This window comes from Sinomonas terricola (genome assembly GCF_034931225.1).
Classification (GTDB): domain Bacteria; phylum Actinomycetota; class Actinomycetes; order Actinomycetales; family Micrococcaceae; genus Sinomonas; species Sinomonas terricola.
The window spans coordinates 1-17,466 of record NZ_JAYGGQ010000028.1 but is presented as its reverse complement, the minus strand read 5'-3'; the positions used below and the strand labels follow the sequence as shown (position 1 = coordinate 17,466).

General features: G+C 69.4%; 16 protein-coding genes and 1 tRNA gene. 5 read left to right on the top strand and 12 right to left on the bottom strand.

Translation table 11 applies throughout. From position 1 onward, the window contains the following. The first annotated feature begins 167 nt into the window (after positions 1 to 167). Complete coding sequence (locus tag SPF06_RS21810) at positions 168 to 554, top strand: hypothetical protein (protein WP_323281265.1); 387 nt, start codon at positions 168 to 170, stop codon at positions 552 to 554. A 19-nt stretch (positions 555 to 573) separates the two neighbouring features. Here SPF06_RS21810 and SPF06_RS21805 read toward each other — a convergent pair whose 3' ends face one another. Beyond that, complete coding sequence (locus tag SPF06_RS21805) at positions 574 to 1,458, bottom strand: phosphotransferase (protein WP_323281264.1); 885 nt, start codon at positions 1,456 to 1,458, stop codon at positions 574 to 576. Positions 1,459 to 1,628: 170 nt separating this feature from the next. Here SPF06_RS21805 and SPF06_RS21800 point away from each other — a divergent pair, with 170 nt between their 5' ends. The 3 genes from SPF06_RS21800 to SPF06_RS21790 all read left to right on the top strand — a co-directional run bounded on the left by SPF06_RS21800 (position 1,629) and on the right by SPF06_RS21790 (position 6,328). After that, the gene (locus SPF06_RS21800; protein ID WP_307965920.1) at positions 1,629 to 1,913 is read left to right on the top strand and encodes an HU family DNA-binding protein; all 285 of its coding nucleotides are present in this window, start codon (positions 1,629 to 1,631) and stop codon (positions 1,911 to 1,913) included. A 118-nt stretch (positions 1,914 to 2,031) separates the two neighbouring features. Next, a complete protein-coding gene (locus SPF06_RS21795) occupies positions 2,032 to 4,152 on the top strand; it encodes a bifunctional copper resistance protein CopD/cytochrome c oxidase assembly protein (protein ID WP_428985815.1) in 2,121 nt (706 codons plus the stop codon). A gap of 118 nt (positions 4,153 to 4,270) precedes the next feature. Then, positions 4,271 to 6,328 carry an NHL domain-containing thioredoxin family protein gene (locus tag SPF06_RS21790; protein WP_323281263.1) on the top strand — a complete coding sequence of 686 codons (2,058 nt, stop codon included), beginning with the start codon at positions 4,271 to 4,273 and terminating at the stop codon, positions 6,326 to 6,328. A gap of 23 nt (positions 6,329 to 6,351) precedes the next feature. On the opposite strand, the gene SPF06_RS21785 is transcribed toward SPF06_RS21790, so the two are convergent. From SPF06_RS21785 to SPF06_RS21745, 9 genes are all read right to left on the bottom strand, one after another. Continuing rightward, complete coding sequence (locus tag SPF06_RS21785) at positions 6,352 to 7,422, bottom strand: hypothetical protein (RefSeq protein WP_323281262.1); 1,071 nt, start codon at positions 7,420 to 7,422, stop codon at positions 6,352 to 6,354. Continuing rightward, positions 7,412 to 8,032: an ABC transporter ATP-binding protein gene (locus SPF06_RS21780; protein WP_323281261.1), complete on the bottom strand. Its 621-nt coding sequence runs from the start codon at positions 8,030 to 8,032 to the stop codon at positions 7,412 to 7,414. The genes SPF06_RS21785 and SPF06_RS21780 overlap by 11 nt, the downstream gene beginning before the upstream one ends. Further along, positions 8,023 to 9,186, bottom strand: coding sequence for a hypothetical protein (locus SPF06_RS21775; RefSeq protein WP_323281260.1), 1,164 nt, complete (start codon positions 9,184 to 9,186; stop codon positions 8,023 to 8,025). Before SPF06_RS21775 ends, SPF06_RS21780 begins: the two co-directional genes overlap by 10 nt. Then, positions 9,183 to 9,680, bottom strand: coding sequence for a hypothetical protein (locus tag SPF06_RS21770; RefSeq protein ID WP_323281259.1), 498 nt, complete (start codon positions 9,678 to 9,680; stop codon positions 9,183 to 9,185). The genes SPF06_RS21775 and SPF06_RS21770 overlap by 4 nt, the downstream gene beginning before the upstream one ends. 125 nt (positions 9,681 to 9,805) lie before the next feature. Further along, positions 9,806 to 10,444: a hypothetical protein gene (locus SPF06_RS21765; protein WP_323281258.1), complete on the bottom strand. Its 639-nt coding sequence runs from the start codon at positions 10,442 to 10,444 to the stop codon at positions 9,806 to 9,808. A 533-nt stretch (positions 10,445 to 10,977) separates the two neighbouring features. Continuing rightward, on the bottom strand, positions 10,978 to 12,036 hold the full coding sequence (locus tag SPF06_RS21760) for a hypothetical protein (RefSeq protein ID WP_323281257.1): 1,059 nt from the start codon (positions 12,034 to 12,036) through the stop codon (positions 10,978 to 10,980). A 64-nt stretch (positions 12,037 to 12,100) separates the two neighbouring features. Further along, positions 12,101 to 13,036: an AEC family transporter gene (locus SPF06_RS21755; protein WP_323281256.1), complete on the bottom strand. Its 936-nt coding sequence runs from the start codon at positions 13,034 to 13,036 to the stop codon at positions 12,101 to 12,103. A gap of 103 nt (positions 13,037 to 13,139) precedes the next feature. Beyond that, positions 13,140 to 13,565, bottom strand: a complete 426-nt coding sequence (panD, locus tag SPF06_RS21750; protein ID WP_323281255.1) for an aspartate 1-decarboxylase — start codon at positions 13,563 to 13,565, stop codon at positions 13,140 to 13,142. 99 nt (positions 13,566 to 13,664) lie between these two features. Then, complete coding sequence (locus SPF06_RS21745) at positions 13,665 to 14,516, bottom strand: LysR family transcriptional regulator (RefSeq protein ID WP_323281254.1); 852 nt, start codon at positions 14,514 to 14,516, stop codon at positions 13,665 to 13,667. A gap of 205 nt (positions 14,517 to 14,721) precedes the next feature. On the opposite strand from SPF06_RS21745, the gene SPF06_RS21740 reads away from it, so the two are divergent. Continuing rightward, complete coding sequence (locus SPF06_RS21740; RefSeq protein WP_323281266.1) at positions 14,722 to 15,987, top strand: MFS transporter; 1,266 nt, start codon at positions 14,722 to 14,724, stop codon at positions 15,985 to 15,987. Positions 15,988 to 16,274: 287 nt separating this feature from the next. On the opposite strand, the gene SPF06_RS21735 is transcribed toward SPF06_RS21740, so the two are convergent. Together SPF06_RS21735 and SPF06_RS21730 are read right to left on the bottom strand one after the other, a co-directional pair. Next, complete coding sequence (locus SPF06_RS21735) at positions 16,275 to 17,159, bottom strand: PrsW family intramembrane metalloprotease (RefSeq protein ID WP_323281253.1); 885 nt, start codon at positions 17,157 to 17,159, stop codon at positions 16,275 to 16,277. A gap of 88 nt (positions 17,160 to 17,247) precedes the next feature. After that, positions 17,248 to 17,321 (bottom strand) — tRNA-Gly (locus SPF06_RS21730). Between the last annotated feature and the right edge of the window lie 145 nt (positions 17,322 to 17,466).

The window sequence follows — 17,466 nt, the reverse complement described above, 5'->3', positions numbered from 1 at the left end:
CCGCCAGGGTGTGGGAGAGTAGGACACCGCCGGACAACACCACCCGAGGGCCCCACGACGACGTGGGGCCCTCGAACGTTTAACCACCCGTTAGACCGTTAGACCGAGCTTCTCGGCCGCTTCTCGCGTAGGCTGTGGCCACACACCACACTGCAGAGGGGGAACGGATGTCGACTATGCCCGGCCCGGCGGCTCAGAACGCGGGCCCGCACGAGACCCTTTATGCGGCGGTGCCGCCCGCCGACGACGCGCCGCTGACCTTCGGGCAGTTTCGCTGGTACATGCAGGGCACCCAGCACGCGAGGGACGCCGTCATGTTTGGCCTCGTCGGCCTCGTCTCGCTCGGCATCGTGTTCGGCCCGCTGGCGCTCATCGAGGCGAAGAAGGCTCAGGCGTTCGGCGTCGACGCGAGGGCGGGGAGGATCTTGGGCTGGATCGCGATCGGGCTCTTTGCCCTCGGCATCCTCTTCGTGATCTTCTACTTCGTCTTCATCTTCGCGGTCCTGTACCCTCTCGTGCAGCATCTCCCGCGCTCGGGCACGTCGTACTCGTAGCTCACGGCGTACTCGTAGCTCACGGCGCCCCGTGGCCCTCGAGGATCCGAATGATCATCTGCCGGCCTGCGTCCTCGAAGGGGACGTCGCCGACATCGTGCGCCCACACCACGGTGCCGAGAGCCTGAAGGACATTGTCGAGCCGCCACGAGTCGGGCTCCTCGGCCGGCTCGCGGCCGTAGCCCGCGCAGAACGCCGCCCTCAGCGCGGCGCCGTCGTGCGTTGGGTCTCGGCGGCGCGCGTCCCCTGCGAAGTACTCGTGCTCGAGCCGCACGAGGTCCGTGACCCACGGCCGATAGCCCGCGCGGCCGAAGTCGATCACGCTGACCAGGCCGCCGTCCTCGATCCAGTTCCGCGGCTGGTAGTCGCCGTGCGTCGCGTAGAGGACGCGTGGCGCGGGCCGGTGCGTCGCGACGAGGCCGCGCAGCTCGCGCAGCTGGTCGGGAGGAACGAGGCCCACTGCGCGCTCGGCGAAGTCGCGGATCTTGTGCAGGGCGGCGGGGTCGTAGCTCGCCGTCTCGTGGCCCGGCTGATGGAAGAGCGCGAGGAGCTTCCCCGCCTGCTCGAAGGTGTCCGGCTCGAATTCGAGCGGACCACCCTCGACGAGCCGCCCGGGAAGCCATGCGGTGACGACGAGCCCCGCGTGGGAGTCGCCATGGAGGAGGCGCGGGGCGCGGGGGCCGAGTGGGGCGGTCATCCGCCGATGCGCGCGCAGTTCGCGCTGGATATGGTGGGACGTGGTGCTCGCCTTGGCGACCACGAGGCCGCTCGCCGTCCGGAGCCGCAGGACGTGGATGCCCTGGACACCCCACGACATGTCCTCCTCGGCCTCCCACTCACCAAGCCATTCGTCGAGCAGCCGCGCCTGCTGGGATGTCAGGACGTCGGGGACGGAGGTGGCCATGGGACCACGCTACGTGACCCTGAAAGGCCCCGAAGGCCCGAATCCGCCCAAAAATCCCCGAAAACACGCGGAATTTGCTGGCGTGCCGCGCTTTAACTGGTAGGTTCGTCACCAGCAGCCCCGGGCGCACGCTTGGGACTCACGAACTAAACCGACGTCCAGGAGGACACATGGCTAAGAACCGCAGCGAGCTTGTTGCCGAGGTCGCCGGCAAGACGAGCCTCAGCCAGACCGCCGTCAACGGTGTGCTCGACGCACTGTTCGAGGTCTTCGAGAGCTCCGTCGCCAAGGGCGAGAAGGTCAGCATCCCGGGCTGGCTCGCCGTCGAGCGCACCGAGCGTGCCGCCCGCACGGGCCGCAACCCGCAGACCGGCGAGGAGATCCAGATCCCGGCTGGCTTCGGCGTCAAGCTCACGGCTGGCTCCAAGCTCAAGGCCGCCGCTTCGAGCAAGTAGCACCCCTGCTGAAGCCCGCGGGCACCGACTCTTCGAGCCGGACCCGCGGGCTTTCGCGTGTCCGGAGCCGGGACCGGGCCCGGATCCCGTCCGGCCGCGGATCTGGGAGAATGGACGGGTGCCCAGCTCCACTCGTTCCATCCGTCCGGCCTCGTCCTCCCACGAGGGGGAGCGCGGCACGGCGAGGGGCTACTGGTACGGTGCAGTCGGCGCGGCCCTCGCGGTCCTCGTCGCAGCCCTCGTGTTCTCGGGCGCGGTTGCGGCACGCGAAGTGCTCGATCCGGGGGCCTTGGTCCGCTGGGGCCTGCCGCTCGCGCAGACGGCGCTGAACGTCTCCGCCGCGCTCGTGCTCGGCGGCCTCGCCTTCGCCGTCGCGATCCTGCCGCACCGGCGCCGCCCAGAGCGGGTCCATTCCGGTGCGCGGGCGGGAGAGCCGGACGACGGCGACGAGCACCCGGCCTTCACGCGCGCCCTGCGCGTCGCGAGCGTCGCGTCCCTCGTCTGGACCGCTAGCTCGGTCGCGGTCCTCGTCCTGACCCACTCGGACCTCATCGGCCAGCCGCTCTCGGGCGGCTCCGAGTACACGAAGCAGCTCGTCTTCTACATGACGCAGCTCGACGTCGGCCGCGCGTGGCTCGTCACCGTGATCATCGCGGCGACTGTCTCGACGCTCCTCTTCGCCGTCCGGTCGCTCACGGGCCTCGCGCTCACGTTCATCGTCGCGGCGATCGGCCTTGTGCCCATGGCCCTCATCGGGCACTCGGCCAGCTCGAACGACCACGAGGGCGCCGTGAACTCCCTCTTCCTGCACGTGCTCGGCGCGGCGCTGTGGGTGGGCGGCATCGGCATCCTCGCGCTGCTCGGCGGAACACTCGCGGGCCGCCTTCGCTCCACGGGCCGCCAGCCCGGCACGGAGCTCGCCGAAGCCGTGCTGCCCCGCTTCTCGGCGTTGGCTCTGTTCTGCTTTGTGCTCGTCGTCGTCTCGGGCATCATCAACGCGTCCCTGCGGGTGTCGAGCTGGGGTGATCTGTTCGGCTCGGCCTACGGCCAGCTCGTCCTCGGGAAGGTGATCTTCGCCGTCGTCCTCGGGGGCATCGGCTTCATGCACCGCCGGTGGATCATCCCGCAGCTCTCGCGCGGCGCGTCGGTCAAGCGTGTCCTGTGGCAGCTCGTGGGCGTCGAGATGGTCGTCATGGGCGGCGTCTCGGGCCTCGCGGTCGCCCTGAGCCGCTCGGCGCCGCCGCAGCCCACGACGTTCGCGCCGGACGCGACGCCCGCTTTCATCCTCTCTGGCTACAACCTCCCGCCGGAGCTCACGGCGAGCCGCTGGCTCACCGAATGGCGCGCGGACTGGCTGTGGGTCGCGGTTGCGGTGCTCGGGGCCGCCACCTACGCCCTCGGCATCGCCAAGCTCGCCCGACGCGGCGACTCGTGGTCGTGGCCGCGAAGCGTCTCGTGGTTCGTGGGCCTCGCGCTCCTCACCTACATTACGAGCGGGCCGCCGGCCGTGTACGGGCGGGTGCTGTTCTCGGCGCACATGGTCGACCACATGATGCTCACGATGGTCGCGCCGCTGTTCCTCGTGCTCGGCTCGCCCGTGACGCTCGCGCTCAAGGCCCTCGCGCCGCGCCAGGACGGGAGCCGCGGCCTGCGCGAGTGGCTCCTGGTGTTCGTCCACTCGAGGTTCTCGCAGCTCGTCACGCACCCACTCTTCGCGGCCGCGAACTTCGCGGGCTCGATCATCCTGTTCTACTACTCGGACTTCTTCGGCTACGCGATGCGGGACCACGTGGGCCACGAGCTCATGAACCTGCACTTCACGCTCACGGGGTACATCTTCGTGCTCACGATGATCGGGTCCGACCCCCTCCCGCGCCGCGCACCGTACCCGCTGCGGCTCCTGCTCCTGTTCGCAACCATGGCGTTCCACGCGTTCTTCGGCGTCGCGATCATGGGCTCTAACATCCTTCTGGACCCGACGTACTTCGGCAACCTCGGCCGCCCGTGGGGCGCGTCCGCGATCGCGGACCAGCAGGCTGGCGGAGCGATCGCGTGGGGCATCGGCGAGATCCCGACGCTCATCGTGGCCGTCGGCGTCGCCGTGATGTGGTCGCGATCGGACGCGAAGGAGACGAAGCGCCGCGACCGCGCCGCGGACCGCGACCACGACGCGGAGCTCGAGGCCTACAACGCGATGTTCACGCGCCTTCAGGAGCGCGACCGCACCCAGAGCCGGTGACGCCGCGCGAAGCGCCGGGCAGCCCCGGAACAAAGCCCGCCCTAATGGGGTTGCCCATTTGTCCCCTGCGGCCTTGTGGCCGCAGACCAACCGAACCGTCCCCACGTGAGGAGCGCCCGTGACCGCCGATCCCGCCAGCACCGCCGCAGGCCTGAGGACCACCCACCGGGTGCGCGCGAGCGAGCTTGCGGGCCGCGGCTGGCTCAACACCGGTGGCGCGCAGCTCGATCTTGCCGCGCTGCGTGGCAAGATCGTCCTCCTCGACTTCTGGACGTTCTGCTGCATCAACTGCCTCCACGTCCTCGACGAGCTCCGCCCGCTCGAGGAGAAGTACAGCGACGTGCTCGTGACGGTCGGCGTGCACTCGCCCAAGTTCGAGCACGAGGCGGATCCGGTAGCGCTCGCGGCCGCCGTCGAGCGGTACGAGATCCACCACCCGGTCCTCGACGACCCCGAGCTGCTCACGTGGCAGGCCTACACGGCCCGTGCGTGGCCGACGCTCGTCGTCGTCGACCCCGAGGGGTACGTCGTCGCGCACCTCTCGGGCGAGGGACACTCCGCTGGCCTCGGCGTGCTCGTCGAGGAGCTCATCGCGGAGCACGACGCGAAGGGCACGCTGCACCGCGGCGACGGGCCGTACGTCGCGCCCGAGCCGGTCTCGCGCACGCTTCGCTTCCCCGGACAGGCCGTGCCGCTCGAGAACGGCAACCACCTCGTGGTCGATACCGGCCACCACCGCCTCGTCGAGCTGCGCCCCGACCTCGCGACGGTGCAGCGCGTGATTGGCTCTGGTGTGAAGGGCTACGCGGACGGTTCCGCGGAAGAGGCCCAGTTCAACGAGCCGCAGGGCGTCGCGGTGCTTCCGGCCGACGTCGCGTGGCAGACCGGCTACGAGGCCATTGTCGCCGACACCGTGAACCACCGGCTGCGCGGGGTGTCCCTCAGCTCGGGCCACGTTCAGACGGTCGCGGGCAACGGCGTCCAGCGCCTGCTCGACGCGGGTCCGGCTCGCGTCGACGGGAACGGCGCCGGCATCTGGGCTGCCGAGAAGGCGGCCCCCGGCGTGGGCTCCGGGGCGACGAACGACGACGGCGCAGCCCCCGCGGGCGCGCACCCCGCCGACTACGCGGGCGACGCCGTCGACATCGGCTTCCTCGGCCACGGCACGAATGTCTCGCTGTCCTCGCCCTGGGACGTCGTGTGGAGCGAGAAGCTCCGCAAGGTCGTCGTCGCGATGGCGGGAACCCACCAGCTCTTCACTTTCGATCCGGTCACAAACGAGGTGGCGATTCTCGCCGGCTCGGGCCTCGAGGGCCTCCTCGACGGGCCCGGTCCCGAGGCCTGGTTCGCCCAGCCCTCGGGCCTCGCCGTGGATGCGGAGGGGAACGTGTGGGTCGCCGACTCGGAGACGTCCGCCCTGCGGAAGGTCGTCCTCGCAGATGCGGGCCGCGGCGCGAGCGGCGTGCGCGTCGAGACGGCCGTCGGCAAGGGCCTCTTCGACTTCGGCTTCCGCGACGGCGAAGCCGCCGAGGCGCGCCTCCAGCACCCCCTCGGCGTCGCGATTCTCCCCGACGGGTCGGTCGCCGTCGCTGACACGTACAACGGTGCCGTCCGTCGGTACGATCCCGCCGCTCAGTCGGTCTCGACTTTGGCGCGCGGCCTCGCCGAGCCGAGCGACGTCGTCGTCATCCGCCCCGCGGAGGGCGAACCGCTGCTTCTCGTCACCGAGAGCAACCGCCATGAGCTCTCCCTCGTGCCCATTCCGAAGGAGGCCCAGCAGGTCGACGAGGGCGCGAGCCAGACCCAGCGGCCGACGTCGGCCTTCGCGCCCGGCGCGCTCGAGCTCGCGGTGCGCTTCTCCGCGCCGACCGGCCAGAAGCTCGACGACCGCTGGGGCGACCCGACGCAGCTCAAGATCTCCTCGACGCCGCCCGAGCTGCTCAGCGCAGGCGGCGGGACCGCGCAGGGGCTGCGCCGGACACTTGACCTGAATCCCGAGGTCACCGAGGGCGTCCTGCACATCACGGCGCGGGCCGCGGCGTGCGACGGCGCCCCCGGGGAGGAGATCCCGGACCACGCCGCGTGCCACCTGTACCAGCAGGACTGGGGCATTCCCGTGGTACTGCGCGAGGGGGCGGACGCCGAACTCGTGCTCGACCTGCGTGGGATGGACTGACGCCGCGTCGGCTGGGTTGACGGCTACTCGCCTTTGAGGGTCCGGATCGGGTCGAGCCTGTCGAGGTAGGCCTTCGCGAGCGGGACCGCGACCGAGGCCGTCGCGAGGAGCGCGGCGATGTCGATGAGCAGCGCCTGCCCGACGACCGCGCTCGCTCCCAGCCCGGGGGAGCGCAGCGCGAGCTGAGCCGTCGCGCCCGCCGCGAGAGGGACCGCGTAGAGATGCGCGAACTCGATGAGGAACAGCTCGAAGATTTCGCGCCGGCTCGCGCCAGCCAGTCGATAGGAGGCGAAGTCTCCGCGTCGAGCCCACAGGAGAACGCACGCGAGGGCCGCGGCGCCCGCGCCCGCGCCGACCGGAACCGCGACGCCGATTCGCCGGGTCAGCTCGGACTGAGGGTCTTGGTCCGCGTCCTTGGGCGGAACGAGCCGGAGTACCGCGACGGGGTCCGGGCCGGAGAACCACCCCGTCAGGAGCGCTTCGACGTCGGTGACCGCCGATGGAACGGCTTCGACGAGACACGCCTCGACGCGAGATGACGTGGCTTCGGCGACGACGAGCGAGTTCTGCAGCTGCGGGAGACGCGGTGCGGCCGCAGCCACGGCGGAGACTTCGTAGGGTGAGGCGACACCCTGAACGGCGACGCCCGAGCCGGCTCCGAGGCCCAGCTCCTGGGCTACGGTGCTGCTCGCGACGACGCTCGGATTCGCGCCCTTGTCGAGACCCGGCCAGACCACGCGCGCGTAGTGGGGCGTCGTGAGGTCGATCGTGAAGCGCCGGCTCGGGAGCAGGGCCGAGGTGACGGACGACGACGCGCTCCTCCCGCCGGCCGCGACGACCGAGTCGAGCTCGTTGAGCTGTTCGCACCGCGCCGCGGGAAGCCCCTCCGGCGACGACGACGCGACCGTGAGCACCGTCGATCCCGCGGCGATCTGCCGATCCCATGCCGTCACGATGCGCTGGAGGTCCTCGAAGCTCGCGAAGATCCCGAGAAAGCCGAGAAGGAACGCTGCCGCCGCCGTCGCGATCGAGGCCACCGGCGTCGACCGCATGGTCGCGAAGGCCTCGCCCCAGACTGCGCTCCTAGTAGCCAACGAGGGTCCCATCCTCGATCCTGACCTTGGTGTCGCAGCGGTCCGCGACCCACTCGTCGTGGGTCGCGACGAGCGTCAGCGCGCCGAGCTCGGCCGCGCCGCGGAGCGCGTCGACGACGCGTTCTCGCGAGACGGGGTCGAGCGACGCGGTCGGTTCATCGGCGAGGACGAGCCGCGATCGCGCCGTGATCGCGCGGGCCACCGCCACCCGTTGCCGCTCGCCGCCCGACAGCCGTGATGCACGCGTTGACGCGAGGCCGCCGAGGCCCGCGCGGTCGAGGGCCTCGGCGGCGCGTCGACGGGCGACGATCGGATCGTGGTCCGTCATGAGCGCAGCGGTCATGGCGTTGTCGAGGGCCGTTCGGTGCGCGAGGAGCGGCGTGCTCTGGAAGATCCACGCCGGGGCGGCCGGGGAGCCGCCGTCCTCCGCGATGATCGATCCGCCGTCCGGGGCGAGCTGCCCCGAGATGAGCCCGAGCAGCGTCGACTTCCCGCTTCCGGACGGGCCCATGAGGGCGATCATCTCGGGTGCGGCGAAGGTGTGGGTCAGGCCACTGAAGAGCGCACGCCCGGGCACGGAGTACCGGACATCCACGAGCTCTATTCGCATGCGGCGGCCTTGCGGGTCGAGGCCAGGACGAGGGTCCCGGCCGTGAGATCGCCGCCGGTGATGACGACTCGTCCTTGCGATTCGCCGACGACGTCGACACGGACCGGGCCTTCCGACCCGCCATCGTCCCGCCGAACCACACAGTGCACCCCCGAAGGAGCCGTGCGGACTGCCGAGGCTGGGAGTACGAGGGCGCCGGGCGGAAGCGGCGACTCGACGAGGCCGGAGGTCGACGGCGTGCCCTTCTCGAGTTGCTTGGCGAGGGTCGGAAGGCCTTCAGACGCAATGGCCTGGCGGGTCGTGTCGACGGGGAGGGCCGTTCCGGCTGAGAGGACTCGACCGTTCTCGGGGGCCGTGAAGGGCCGCCCGACGGGTCTGCTGGGGTCGGCTGCCGACTGCTTCGCCCCCATCTCTTTGCTGGACTCTGTCCCGCCCCCTTGGCCCGTCTGGCTCCCTTGGCCCGCTGGGGAGCCTGCCGACTGTGCTGGAAGGCTTCCCTTGGCGACGAGCCTCGCCGACGTGAGGCTTGCGGCAGGGGTTAGCAGCGCGGTGCCCGCGGCCGGCGCCGGAGCCGCGACGGTCAGATCGAGTTTCTCGACTGTCACCTCGGCCGTGGCGAGGTGGATGATCCAATCGGGCTTGAAGACTGAGCGGTCGGCGGCGCCGAGCCGGATGCGCAGCTGGTCTACACCTGCCATCGTGGCGGCCGTCACCGTGGTTCCCTGCCCGTGGCGCAGGCCAAGCTCCGTGAGGAGCCGATTGAGCTCGGCGACGTCCTCGCCCGTCGTGCTGGCCTCGATGGGACGCCAGAAAGGGGCCTTCCCAGCGAAGCCGATTCGGTCGACGCCGCTGATGCGGACGACCTTCGTCCCAGTGGCGACCTTGGCGCCCGGCTCGACATAGACGCTCTGCACGAGACCTTCCCACGAGGGTGCTAGGGGCGCAGGGGGTGTGTCCCAGGCGAGGCTGAACTCGATCGGCGTCGTCTGCGTGGTCGAGGCCGGTTCAGCGGCAACCCACGTATCGATGGGAGCCGAGAGCCGCAGCTGGGTGTTGAGGAAGAGCAACGACGCGAGAACGGCGAGCGGAAGCGCGACCCAGAATGTGGCGCCGACGCCGGAAGCAATACGCCCGAGGCGGCGAACGGGCTTCATCCGCTGATCCCAAACGACTTGATCTCGGGGTGGAGCCGCGTTATGGCCTCCCCGAGGCACTCGGTCGCATAACGATCCCTCGTCCCTTCGTCGATGGGGTCCCCAGCTATGGCCCGGAAGCTCCGGGCATCGTCTGGAACGTCATATCCGAGATTCTTCATGCACACTTGGACCGAGCTCCGAACAGGCTCATCCATTCGTTGTTCATTGGTTGCTGCATAGCTCGCGGAGACCGCTCCCCAATACTTCGTCTCGCAGGCGAGTGAATGGTCATTCATGGCATGGAGATCTCGGCCCTGTGTCCTGTATTCGAAGAGGAAGGTCAGCCCGTCGGCCGGGTTTATGGCCGGAGTGGATACGTCGTAGCCACCCTCGCGCATGCACGTCACAAGATTGTTGAAAGCGCGATCGTAGTCCGCCTTGTCCACGACGCCGTCCGCGAGCATGTCCGCGGATTCGGTGTGTCCCTCGTTTCGTTCGAGCTGAGACGACATCTTGAGGGTTTCTGGGGTGATGGGTCCGCCCGTACGCGGTCCGGGGGCGATTCCGCACGATGTGAGGGCAGTCGCGAGCACTGCCGAGACGGCAAGGGAGACGGCGCGTGGTCTGACCGCATTCATCACCAAATGCCGGCTGATTTGATCGCCGGGTAGAGACGCGTCATGCCTTCGCCGAAGCAGTCCATGGCTTTCCTATCCCGGGAACTATCTTCCGCGAACGGGTCTCCGGCTATGGCGCGGAATGTCTTTGCCTCGTCCGATATGTCATAACCGGCTGCCTTCATGCACTTTTGCATCGAACTGCGGAGCGGTTCGTCCATCTTCTGCTCGTGAGTCGCCATGTACGCAGCCGAGACAGGGAGCCAGTACCGTTGCTCGCACGGAAGGGAATGGTCGCTCATGGCACCCAGATCCCGGCCTTGGGGATCGTAGTCGAAGGCGAATGCGAGACCATCGACCGGGCTGACGACAGGATCGGTGACCCTGTATCCACCGTCCCCCATACACCGCGAGAGATTGCTGAACGCCTTGTCGTACTCGGCCTTGTCGATCGCCCCGTCTGCGAGCATCTCTGCCGATTCGAGGTGTCCTTCGTTGCGCTCCCGCTGTGCTGATGCCTTCAGATCCTCGGAGGTGATCTTCCCGCCGGTGAGGGCGCCGGGGCCGGGCCCGCATGCCGCCAAGACCAAAGTCGTGACCGCCGAGCCCACGAGCTGGGTGACCCGGCCCAGACGCCCCGTCATCAGGAGTTGCCCCACGCGTTCCCGTAGGAATGCGATCCGCCGAACTGGCCCCAGTTATAAGGGTTTGATGCGCCGTACCATGCCCTCGTGTAGTTGTATCCTCCGCTCCGAGGGCTAACTACTGCGCCAGGCCCCACATAGTTGTTTGTGACCGCTGCCGTTACCTGCTGACTCCAGCACGGATTGTCTCGTTCACTTGTCGATGCGTACGACCCCCATCCGTAGTACGAACTCCCCGTCCACTGCACGCCGCCCCAGCAGCCCGACGGTGCGTTCTGGAACAGGCGCGAGCTGTAGGCCTGGGCGGGCACGGCCGTCATGACCAGGCCAACGGATGCGGTGGCCGCAACGACGAGCGCTGTGATGCGTTTCTTCATGGTTCCTCCCTTGGGTGCGTGTGGGGGAACCCGACAGATCTTTCCCCCGTCGGGGACGCTAGCGGTGCGGGAGGAAGCCCGTCAACGCGATGGCGCGAAAGTGCCCTGGTACTGGCGCGTAACTGTCCTAGTTTCTCGAAAACCGGGCATTGTGTCCGCTCGGAAGGGGCTTCAGCCGATCACCGGGGTGAGCGTGATCGTCGTCCCCGAGACGTCGAGCCGCACCGTGAACGTGAAGCCGCGCTCGACGTCGAGCTCGCTCACCTTGCCGGTGAACAGATCGATCTGCTGGGCCGTGAGCTTCGCCTTGCCGCTGAGCGGGGCGACGGCCCATTGGCCGTTGAACGGAGTCACCGTCGCGCTCGGATACTGCGTGACGGACCACGCGATGGTCCCGTCCACGATCCGGTTTCCCGTCGCGTAGGAGAACGGGCAGTCGGGCTGAAGCCGCTGCTGGGAGGACGCGGTCTGCGCGCACTGGTCGAGGAATTCCTTGGCCTTCTGCGCGATCGCGGCGTTGAGCGCAGGGGTTGCCTTGGTCTCGAGCGAGAGAGGCTGGCTTCCGCGCCCGGCAACGACGGCGGTCTTCGCGTCCGCCGCGAAGTACTCGCCCGGGAGGGCGCCGACATAGCTGCCGGGGTAGAACACCGGGAACGAGTTGCGCCCCGAAGGCATGTTGACGGCCGCGCCGTTGAGCGTGGCCCGCGAGGAGTTGATGACGGAGGCGTCGACCGTCGGGAGCGGCCCTGGCACGATGCTCCAGCGCGGGAAGAAGAGCCAGTCCGTGCCGGTCTGCTCGACGAGGAAGTCGCTCGAATAGCTCGCCCCGTCCGACGTGAAGGTGACGGAGACGTCCTGCCGCCCGTCCGCTGCCGGGTGCGGCTGGCCGACCTTGAGTTCGTGGATGCGGGACATCGAGTCCCGCAGCGGGGCGCCGTCGAGCATCGCCGCGCTGCCGGGCGGCACTTGGGCGCGAAGAGCACCGAGGGCCCGCGCGCCGTCGCCCGCCTGAAGTGCGGAGAGGTACGCGCGAACCGGCTGGGCGGGCCCACTCGCCGCCTGGACCAGGATGATCGCGGCGACTGCGGCGATGATGGCCAGCACAAGCGCCGCGAGCCACGCGAGGGTGATCTTCCTGATATTCGGCGCCGTAACGGGTGTTTCGGGGTCTGCCGGGGTGCGCTCGTCCGCCGCGATGTCCTCGCCCGTCACGCTCTCCTCGTCCGCCACGCCTCCCAAGCTTAGCCGGGACGGCCCGTCGGCCCGGTCAGGACCCGGGGCGCGCGGCCGTCGACTACGAAAGCAGCGCCGCCATGACGGCCATCGCGGGGATCGCGACGACGGTCGTAATGAGCACGGTGTCCTTCGCGACGACGAGCCCTTCCTGATAGCGCTGTGCGGCGACGTAGACGTTCTGTGCGGTGGGCAGCGCCGCGGTGACGACGGCGGCGAACAGCGCGTGCCCGCCGAGCCCGAGGGCGAAGCGCGCGAACGCGAACGCGATGAGGGGATGGACCACGAGCTTGAGGGCCGTGGCGAGGACGGTGTCGAGCCGTCGGCCGTCGTCGGCGCGCAGCGGCCGCGAGCCGTGGAGCGAGATGCCGAACGCCATGAGCATCGCGGGGATCGCGGCGCCGCCGATGAGGTGGATCGGCTGCATGATGAGGTCCGGGAGCTTCGACCCCGTTGCGGCGAGGACGAGGCCGGTCATCGACCCGATGATGTTCGGATTCGTCACGACGGGGAGCACGAACTGGAGGGCGCGCGCGGCGCCGGGCTTCGCCGTCGCCGTCGTGCCGTCGAGCAGGAGGAGGTACGACGGCGTGAACAGCGCGAGCTGGAAGATGAGCAGCGGCGCGACGTAGCTCGCGTCGCCGAGAACGAAGACCGAGATCGGGATGCCCAGATTGGCGGAGTTCGCGACCGAGGAGCTCATCGACGCGATGAGCGTTTCGGGCAGGGCCCGGCGGCGCACCCAGCGGAAGACTGCGATCGAGGTGAGCCCCACGAGAGTGGAGCTCACGGCGATGACGAGGAGGTGCGTCGAGAAGATCGTGCGGAGGTCCGCCTTGCTGAGGGTCTCGAGCAGGAGGGCGGGGCTCGCGACGAAGAACGAGAGCCGGCTCAGGACGGCCTGCGCCCCGTCCCCGAGGAGCCGCTTCCGGGCCACGAACCAGCCCGCGCCGATGATGGCCCACACGACGAAGAAGCCCGCGAGGACCCCTAGCATGCACTGCCCCGGGACGCGTCGCTCAGCAACCGATTTCCGTGGGGCACGGGCACCAGCCTAGCGGCCGGCGCGCGTCACCCTGCGCCGGGGCGGCGGCAGGGCGTCAGTTGAGGTGGGCCTGAATGGCGAACGGCGGGCGCATCATGCCGGGCGCGACGCCTTCGGCCGGATCCGTGCCGAGCTCGATGACCTTGTTCTGGGCGTTGACGTGCACGACGGTCGGCACGAACGCGCGCGCTTCCTCGTTGGTCATCGACGCGTAGCTGATGAGGATCACGACGTCGCCCTCGTGCATGAGATGTGCCGCCGCGCCGTTGATGCCGATCACGCCCGAACCGCGCTCGCCCGCGATCGTGTACGTCTCAAGGCGCGAACCGTTCGTCACATCGACGATCGAGACGAGCTCGCCCGGGAGGATGTCCGCGGCTTCGAGCAGGTCCAAATCGACCGTCACGGAGCCGACGTAGTGCAGGTCGGCGTGCGTGACCGTCGCGCGGTGGATCTTCGACTTGAACATGGTCCGGTTCATCGGGGACAAGTTTACTCCGGTCCCGTCACGTCCTCAGTGGCGTGGGTCTCATGGGCGGGTGACGTCGGGCGCAGCGTCGTCGTCCGACGTCGCGTGCAGCTAGGTGCGGCTCAGGGTTCGGCCCATGATCGCGTCGGTCAGCGCGTCCACCGCGGCCGAGTTCGCGAGCGGATTGCGGATGAGCGTGAAGTCGACGTCCCCCACGGGAGGCAGGTCGAAGCGACGCGTGATGATCGCGAGGTCTTCCGGCACGAGGGTGGTGGGCATGACGCCGATGCCGAGGCCGGCCCGGACGGCGGCGAGCACGCCCGCAATCTGCTTCGTGCTGCACGTGACCTTCCACGTGCGGCCGCTCGCCTCGAGCGCTTCGATCGCGAGGGTCCGGCTCAGGCTCGGCGCGGGGTAGACCACGAGCGGAACGGGCTGGTTCGGCTCGAGCACGGTCTGCTCGACGCCGACCCACGAGAACACGTCATGGCGCACCACGGTGCCCTCCTGGGCTCCGGCAACCCACTTGATGAACACGAGGTCGAGCTGACCCGCCTTGAGGCGCCGGTGCAGATCGTCGCTCTGGCTCACGGTGAGCTCGAGGTTGAGCTGCGGATAGGCGCGCCGGAATTCTCGGAGGATGCGGGGGAGGCCCGTGATCGCGAGATCGTCCGCCGTCCCGAAGCGCAGGCGCCCGCGCATCGCCGAACCGCGGAAGTAGCGTTCCGCCTCTTCGTGGGCGGCGAGGATGGTCCGCGCGAAGCCGGCCATCGCGTCTCCGTTGTCGGTGAGGCGGACTCCGTGCGTGTCCCGCACGAGGAGGATGCGGCCCGCCGCCTTCTCGAGCTTCGCGACGTGCTGGCTCACGGTCGGCTGGGCGAGCCCGAGCCGGTCCGCCGCGAGGGTGAAGCTCAGGTGCTCGGCGACGGCGAGGAAGGTGCGGAGCTGGGCCGGATCGAACATTTCTTCATCGTGCATCGGCCCATTGCGGAACGCAATAGCTCTTATAGTGCAAATAGTCTTCCGCAATGGTTTGGCGGCTGCCTAGCGTTGAAGTACACGATCGCTCAGAACCCGAACGAAACTTCAGGACCCTCACGTGACCTCGCCCAGCTCAGCCATGCCCGCTTCCCACCCGTCAGCCCGCCCGAACGCTCTCTCCCCCTCGATGGCCGGCCCCGCCCGCTCGTACCCGCCCACTGGACCGATCGCCGTCGTGGGCGAACGGCTCCCATGGAAGCACACCTTCATCTCGCTCCGAGTCCACAATTTCCGCCTCTTCGCGGCCTCCCATTTCATCGCGGTCATCGCCGTGTGGATGCAGCGCATCGCCCAGGACTGGATCGTCCTGCAGCTTTCCGGCTCGGTGGCCGCGGTGGGCGTCACGGTGGCGATGCAGTTCCTCCCCGTCCTGGTCCTCGGCCCGTGGGGCGGCCTCATGGCCGACCGTTTCTCGAAACGCCGCCTGCTTCAGATCTGCCAGGCGAGCGCGGGCCTGTGCGCCGCGGTGCTCGGCGCGCTCGCGCTCACCCACACGCTCGAGGTCTGGCACGTCTACGCGGTCGCCGTGGTGCTCGGCCTCGTCACAGTGCTCGACCAGCCGTCGCGGCAGGTATTCGTCAACGAGCTCGTGGGCCCCGACTATCTGCGCAACGCCATCAGCGTGAACTCGACGACGTTCCAGCTCGGCGGGCTCATCGGCCCCGCCGTCGCGGGCGCGCTCCTCTCGGCCGTCGGCGGCGGCTGGGCCTTCGTGGTCAATGCGGTCGCGTGCTTCATCACGGTGGCCATGCTCTCCCTGCTCCGGGTGCACGAGCTCTTCACCGCCCCGCCCACCCCGAAGTCGAAGGGCATGCTGCGCGAGGCCGTGCACTACGCGTGGCGGAAGCCGACCATCCGCTGGCCCTGGGCGCTCGCCGCCGTGATCGCCGTCTTCGCTCTGAGCCTGCCCGTGCTGCTGGCGGGCTACGCAGACCATGTCTTCTCGATCGGAGCCGGCGGGTACGGGATGCTCAACACGCTCGTGGCGCTCGGCTCGCTCGCCGGGGCAGTCGCGTCCGCCCGCCGTCGGCTGCTCCGGCTGCAGACCGTGGTGGTGGGCGCCGGGCTCTACGGCGCGCTCCTCGCCCTCGCGGCGTTCATGCCGTCGCTGCCGGTGTTCGGTGCGCTCATGGCCGTGTCCGGGTTCTGCGCCCTCACCTTCCTCACGTCCGCGAATCAGCTGGTCCAGACGAGCGCCAACATGGGCATCCGCGGCCGCGTCATGAGCCTCTACACGATGGTGCTCATGGGCGGACAGGCCCTCGGCGGGCCCATGCTGGGCGGCCTCGCCGAACTGTGGGGAACGCAGTGGGCGCTCCTGTTCGGCGGCGTTGTGCCCGCTCTCGCCGCCGGCGCACTCGCGCTCTGGCTGCGCCGCGGGCTGCGCCCGTAGTCGGTCCTCGCGGCTGGCCGGGCATCGAGGGTTTGCGTGGCTGGCGGTCCGCCGTCGGGGGTTCGCCGCATAACCGTCGGTGGGTGGCATAACCGTCCCTTGTATCGCGAATTGAGGGACGGTTATGCCGCTGAGGGACGGTTATGCGTGATGACCCGGGGGGGCGGTCGACGGCGAGAGGCGGTCGACGGCGCCGGGGAAGTCGTGCGGGCCGCGTCGCCGTCGCGCCCCACGCCGTCGTGCCCGGAACCGCGATGTGGGGTGCGTATTCCCCGGTGAGTCGTGGGTCACGTCCGAGGCGTCTCTCCCGGCTCCGCTTCGGGCCCCATGTGCTTCTTATCGGCCTCGTGATACCGCACGGCGAGGCTCAGCGACGCGAGCCCCGTGACGGCAACAACCACGAGGCCGATCACGTAGAAGCCGCTCGCCAGCGGCTCGCCTTGTCGGGTGCCCGTGGCCGCCGATGCAAGTGCGAGGCTGAGGTCCTGCATGCCATCCCAGAGTGCGTGCAAGGCGACGACGCCGACGAAGGCGCCGAGGACTCCGGCCGTGATTCGGAACCGCGTGAATCCACGTGCGGCCCCGAAGATCACCACCCCCAGCAGGGCCGTCCACAGGACGTGGCAGACCGGGGCCAGGATGGACCGCGTGGCCTCGCTCTGGAGCAGTGAGGCGAGGTCGATGCCCTTCGTGGTCACAGCGGCATTGAACGCGTAGCCGGCCGACTCGAATGCCGCGAATCCCGCTCCGACACACGCGCCCAGGAAGCCGCCCTGCGCTGCGCTCCGGGGCAGGGCCGAGCGCGGCACGGCGATCAGGATGAGGGCTTTCACGAATTCCTCGACGAGCGCGACCTGGAGGTAGAGCCACGGCGACGGGTGAAGATCCGATTCGAGCAGGGATGCCCCGAGCACGCCGAAGACCCCGCCGAGGAGGAACGCCATGAAGACGTCGAGGGGCCGGAGGATTCCACTGACGCGCTCCACGACGAACAGCACGACGCAGAACGGGACGAGGAAGCTGCCAACGAGAATGAGCGTGGGGATGAGCGCGCTGCTGTGCGTCGTCGCTGTGACAACGATGACCGCCGCCCACAGGGAGAGGCCCGAGAGGAGGGCCTTCCACCACCACCCCTCACGGCGCTTCTCCGCAGGCACCTCGTCAGCGTCCACGACGTGAGAATACCCCTGCGCCCCGATGGCTCGGCCGCGCACACGACAACACCCCCGGTCTCAAGACCGGGGGTGTTGTCGTGCAAGCTGGAGCGGCCGACGGGAATCGAACCCGCGTATCAGGCTTGGGAAGCGTGCGCTCTGCCATTGAGCTACGGCCGCGTAGCCCCGGAGGGCTTCACCCAGCTTACAGCACCCCTCGGACTGCTTCCGCCACGCCTAGGGCTGACTCCGGTGTGGCCGGTTGGCGATGACGGGGGCGGCTCCGGTGTAGCCGTCGCGTTCTGCGGCGATCTGGTGGATGCGC

Excerpts from the sequence above, each read along its gene's own strand:
- SPF06_RS21810 (WP_323281265.1), top strand. The coding sequence starts at position 168 with ATGTCGACTATGCCCGGCCCGGCGGCTCAGAACGCGGGCCCGCACGAG.
- SPF06_RS21805 (WP_323281264.1), bottom strand. The coding sequence starts at position 1,458 with ATGGCCACCTCCGTCCCCGACGTCCTGACATCCCAGCAGGCGCGGCTG.
- SPF06_RS21800 (WP_307965920.1), top strand. The coding sequence starts at position 1,629 with ATGGCTAAGAACCGCAGCGAGCTTGTTGCCGAGGTCGCCGGCAAGACG.
- SPF06_RS21780 (WP_323281261.1), bottom strand. The coding sequence starts at position 8,032 with ATGCGAATAGAGCTCGTGGATGTCCGGTACTCCGTGCCCGGGCGTGCG.
- SPF06_RS21775 (WP_323281260.1), bottom strand. The coding sequence starts at position 9,186 with ATGAAGCCCGTTCGCCGCCTCGGGCGTATTGCTTCCGGCGTCGGCGCC.
- SPF06_RS21770 (WP_323281259.1), bottom strand. The coding sequence starts at position 9,680 with ATGTCGTCTCAGCTCGAACGAAACGAGGGACACACCGAATCCGCGGAC.
- SPF06_RS21755 (WP_323281256.1), bottom strand. The coding sequence starts at position 13,036 with ATGCTAGGGGTCCTCGCGGGCTTCTTCGTCGTGTGGGCCATCATCGGC.
- panD (WP_323281255.1), bottom strand. The coding sequence starts at position 13,565 with ATGAACCGGACCATGTTCAAGTCGAAGATCCACCGCGCGACGGTCACG.
- SPF06_RS21745 (WP_323281254.1), bottom strand. The coding sequence starts at position 14,516 with ATGTTCGATCCGGCCCAGCTCCGCACCTTCCTCGCCGTCGCCGAGCAC.
- SPF06_RS21740 (WP_323281266.1), top strand. The coding sequence starts at position 14,722 with ATGGCCGGCCCCGCCCGCTCGTACCCGCCCACTGGACCGATCGCCGTC.